Source organism: Micromonospora sp. NPDC005206, from assembly GCF_040608175.1.
Taxonomy (GTDB): Bacteria; Actinomycetota; Actinomycetes; order Mycobacteriales; family Micromonosporaceae; genus Micromonospora.
This window is the reverse complement of sequence record NZ_JBEXHU010000068.1, coordinates 1-4,045: the sequence shown is the minus strand read 5'-3', so window position 1 is coordinate 4,045 and position 4,045 is coordinate 1. Positions and strand designations below refer to the sequence as shown.

Here is a 4,045-nt window from a genome sequence, read left to right as displayed (position 1 = left end):
CGAGGAGTTGCTTCTCGACCTGCAGTCCGAAGACTCCGGGATCGAACCGGGGCTGTCCTCGGAACTGGCTGGGCGCCTGCATGCCGAGGCAGTGCAGGCAGGCCGGGCGTCCGTAGCCGCTCGCTTGACGCGCCTCTTTGGTCGGCTCAGCTGTCCCAGCTGCAGTACTCGATTCAATCTGGCTGACCACTTGGCCGGCTTCTCATACCAGTGACGCCGGCATCCGGATCTGCCGCGATCAGAGCGTCGACCTCCGTCCGCGCGACGACCGGATCTGCCGAGATGAGTGTGTCGGCTCGTCCAGTTAGGGTGTCACGCTCGAATCATTCGCCTGGGTGCCGTTGTGGGGCGGTGGATTAGGCGATCCGGTAGCCGATTCCTGGCGTCGTCGCGATGACTGGTGGACCGCCGAGTTTGCGCCGCAGCCGGCCGACCGTCACTGTAACGGTGTTGGTGAACGGGTCGGCGTTCTCGTCCCAGACCTGTTCGAGCAGGGTCTCGGTGCTCAGGAAGCCCGGGCTTGCCCGCAGCAGCGCCTCCAGCACGGCGAACTCCTTCACCGAGAGGTTGAGTTGCCGTCCGTCGCGAACGGCGGTCCGGCGTATCGGGTCTAGCTCGATCCCGGCTGCGTGCAGCGTCCGGGGCCGGGCGTCTGGCTTGCGGCGGGCCAGCGCGTGGATGCGCAGGATCAGCTCCGGGAAGTGGAAGGGTTTGGCGAGATAGTCGTCCGCGCCCAGGGTCAGCCCGCTGACCCGGTCGCCGGGCGCGCTCGCCGCGGTCAGCATCAGCACCATCGGTCGGTCTGCCCGCTCGGTGATCATCTGGCACAGCGTGTCGCCGTGGAGGCCGGGCAGGTCCCGGTCCAGGACCACCACGTCGTGCGCGGTGAGGTCGAGCTTGGCGGCGGCGGTCAGCCCGTCGTGGGCGAGGTCGACGGCCATTCCCTGGTCGCGCAGCCCTTCCGCGACGACCTCGGCGAGTGCGTGATCGTCTTCGACGATGAGTATCCTCATGCCGACCTAAATTCCAACCAGGAGGACCGCGGCATGCGGCGCTCTGCACGTCATGCCGCCGGTACCTTCGCGACCGGAAACGTGATCGTTACGCGCAGGCCGCCCTCCGGCCGGGCGAGCAGGATGAGCCGGCCGCTGTGGGCGGCGGCTACGCCGGCCACAATGGACAGGCCTAGTCCCGAGGAGCCGGTACGCTCGTCGCCGAGCCGCTCGAAGGGCTGCGTCAGCCGGTCGACCTCCCGCTGGTCGAGGACGCGCCCGCCGGTTTCGACGACGAGCACCGTCTCCTCCTCGCTCGCGGACCCGGTGATTCCGATCCATCCGCCGTTCTCGTTGTGTGTTACGGCGTTGTCGACGACGTTCTCCACTAACCGCGCCAGCAGCGCCGGGCTGCCCTGGGTCGCCGTTCCCGGCGGCACGTCCACCGTTACGCTCAGCCGCTTCGTCTCCACGTCGGCGTACCTGTCGCACAGTGCCGCGCCGATGAGGTCGCCGAGGTCGACCGGGGCGGCGTCGGCCAGCGCGCCGTGCTGTGCCCGGGCCAGCACGAGGAACCCGTCGAGCAGGTGATCGACCCGGTCCAGTTGCGTACGCAGGCGGTCCGCGAGCGCCACCGTCGAGGCGGCCGGGTCGGGCTTGGCGACCGCGACGTCCAGCGACGCCCGCATGGTCGTCAGCGGCGTACGCAGCTCATGGGAGGCGTTGGCGACGAAGCGGCGCTGTGCGGCGAACGACACTTCGAGCCGTTCGAGCAGTTCGTCGATGGTGTCGGCGAGGTCTTTCACCTCGTCGGCCGGGCCGGTGACGGCAAGCCGCCGGTCCAGGCTGTCGGCGGAGATGCGCCGCGTGGCGCTGGTGATGATCCGCAGCGGCCGCAGGACGCGCCTAGCCAGCGCCCGGCCGAGCAGCAGTGACACGACGGCCATCACGATCAGCGCCACCAGCGAACCGGCGAGCAGCTGACTGGCCTGCTGCGCGTGCACCTCGGCCAGCTGGTCCTCCAGCTCCCGGATGCGCTGCTGCGCCACGGCGAAGCTGCCGTGGGCGGGGGGATTCCCGGCGGGGGCGACGCTGCTCAGGCTGCCGTCAGAGAGCAGAAAGGTCAGGCCGAGCAGCCCGACACCCGACAGGAGGAACACAACGGCGTACAAGATCGTGAACCGTACCCCCACGGTCCCGCTGCGCAGCCTGATCATGCCTCCAGCATGCCTTGGAAGACCTAACAACAGCATGACAGAGCCGGTTCGGGCCGTGTTACGCGCCGATCCGTAAAACGGACGGCATGTCGACCACTGAACTCCTCCGGCGGGAATGGACCGCGTTCCGCCGCCCGGGCCGCCTGATCGCCCTGGCCGCCGCGGCCCTCACCGTCATCGCGCTGGGCCTGCTGTTCACCTCCGGCACCCGTGCGTCCTGCGACGGGCCCTGCCCGGCCGCTCCCGTCGCCGGCGACGGCTCCATCGTCAGCGACAGGTTCTGGTTCCTGCATCGGGACCTGGGCCGCGAGGGGAGCATCACGGTACGGATGACCTTGATGACCGGGACGATCACCTATCCCCCGCCGAACCACGACCAGATCGTGTCCGGGCTGGTGCCGTGGGCGAAGGCCGGGATCATCGTCAAGGACGGCGTGCGGCAGGGCTCGCACTACGCGGCGCTCATGATGACCGGCAGCCACGGCGTGCGCTTCCAGTACGACTACAAGCACGACGTCGCCGGAGGCGCAGGCGGCGTCTCGGAGCAGTCCCCGCGCTGGCTGCGCCTGACCCGCTCGGGCGACACCATCACCGGTTCCGAGTCGGCCGACGGCGAGCAGTGGCACACCGTGGGAACGGCGAAGCTCGACGGGCTGCTGGACAACGTGCAGGTCGGCCTCTTCGCCACGTCCCCTGGCGACCTCACGCTCCGGGAAATCGGCCTCGGCGGCGCTATCGAGGAGGTCCGGTTCACCCAGGCCGTCGGCGTCTTCGACAACGTCGCCGTCGAGGGCGGTGCCACCGGCGCGTGGGCCAGCGACTCGATCGGCCAGATGAACCACACCGACTGGGAGAAGTACCATAACGCTTCCGGAGCCGTGGAAAAGGACGATGTCATCACGGTCAGCGGCACCGGCGACATAGGGCCGTTCAGCGACGAGGGCGCGCGGAGCGTCGAGAACACCTTGCTCGGCCTGACGGTCGCGCTGATCATCGTGCTCATCGCCGCGGCCCGCTACGGCGCCCGCACGGCTCGCGAGACGGCCTCCCGGCGGGTGATCGCCGCCCGGGCGGCCGTCGTCGGGGCGGCCACCTTCGTCACCGGTCTGGTCGCCGTCGGCGTCGTCCTCCCGGCGAGCATGGCGATCCTGAAGGGCAACGGCATCCCGGTGCAGCCTGTGCCGGTGCTGACCGGCGCTCGGGTGATCGTCGGCGTCGCGGCGGTGCTCGCCCTCTGCGCCGTCCTCGCGTACGGGCTCGGCGTGTGGCTGCGCCGTGGCTGGGCAGCGATCCTCATCGGACTGTCGCTGGCCGCCCTGCCCTACGCCGTCGCGGCGTTCCCGCTACTGCCCGACACGCTCTCCGAGTGGGTGCTGCGGCTCACCCCGGCCGCAGGCTTCGCCGTCAAGCAGACGATGGTGGAGTATCCGCAGGTGACCGCGCATTATGCGCCGTCGGCCGGGTACTTCCCGCTCCCCGGGTGGGCCGGGCTCGCCGTGCTCTGCGCGTACACCGTGATCGTGATGCGGATGGCCGTTGGTCGCAAGCAGGCTGCGCACACCGACTGGCGATAGTGGACGGCGCGGGGGCACGGCCCCCGCATCGTCTCAGACTACGAGGAGGACGAGGCCGTCGGCGTCGGCGAGGTGCTCCGTGAGCGGGAAGCAGCCCGCCGCCAGCGGCTGGTCCCTGCGCGACTACATGAGTGGCCGGTATGACTTGCCAAGATCAGGCACACTGTCATGCCGCAATCCGTGCTGGCAGCTTTGGGCGTACAGCCAGGCTTGCCGGAGACGGCTATCGCCGGCCCGACCGTCTCGATCCGCCGTAGAGATT

General features: G+C 69.6%; 4 protein-coding genes. 1 reads left to right on the top strand and 3 read right to left on the bottom strand.

Going from position 1 to position 4,045, the window contains the following annotated elements; translation table 11 throughout:
- From ABZU69_RS36935 to ABZU69_RS36925, 3 genes are all read right to left on the bottom strand, one after another.
- Window positions 1-190, bottom strand: a 190-nt coding sequence (locus ABZU69_RS36935; RefSeq protein ID WP_354968848.1) for a hypothetical protein, incomplete at its 3' end; no start/stop codon positions are given.
- A gap of 166 nt (window positions 191-356) precedes the next feature.
- Window positions 357-1,013 (bottom strand): response regulator transcription factor, encoded by a 657-nt coding sequence (locus tag ABZU69_RS36930; RefSeq protein WP_354968847.1) that lies wholly within the window; start codon window positions 1,011-1,013, stop codon window positions 357-359.
- A gap of 50 nt (window positions 1,014-1,063) precedes the next feature.
- A complete protein-coding gene (locus tag ABZU69_RS36925) occupies window positions 1,064-2,209 on the bottom strand; it encodes a HAMP domain-containing sensor histidine kinase (protein ID WP_354968846.1) in 1,146 nt (381 codons plus the stop codon).
- An 86-nt stretch (window positions 2,210-2,295) separates the two neighbouring features.
- Between ABZU69_RS36925 and ABZU69_RS36920 the strand changes: the two genes are divergently transcribed.
- Window positions 2,296-3,783, top strand: coding sequence for a hypothetical protein (locus ABZU69_RS36920; RefSeq protein ID WP_354968845.1), 1,488 nt, complete (start codon window positions 2,296-2,298; stop codon window positions 3,781-3,783).
- Window positions 3,784-4,045 lie beyond the last annotated feature (262 nt).

Bases quoted from the DNA above. Each gene is read 5' to 3' on its own strand.
- ABZU69_RS36930 (WP_354968847.1), bottom strand. From the start codon at position 1,013: ATGAGGATACTCATCGTCGAAGACGATCACGCACTCGCCGAGGTCGTC.
- ABZU69_RS36925 (WP_354968846.1), bottom strand. From the start codon at position 2,209: ATGATCAGGCTGCGCAGCGGGACCGTGGGGGTACGGTTCACGATCTTG.
- ABZU69_RS36920 (WP_354968845.1), top strand. From the start codon at position 2,296: ATGTCGACCACTGAACTCCTCCGGCGGGAATGGACCGCGTTCCGCCGC.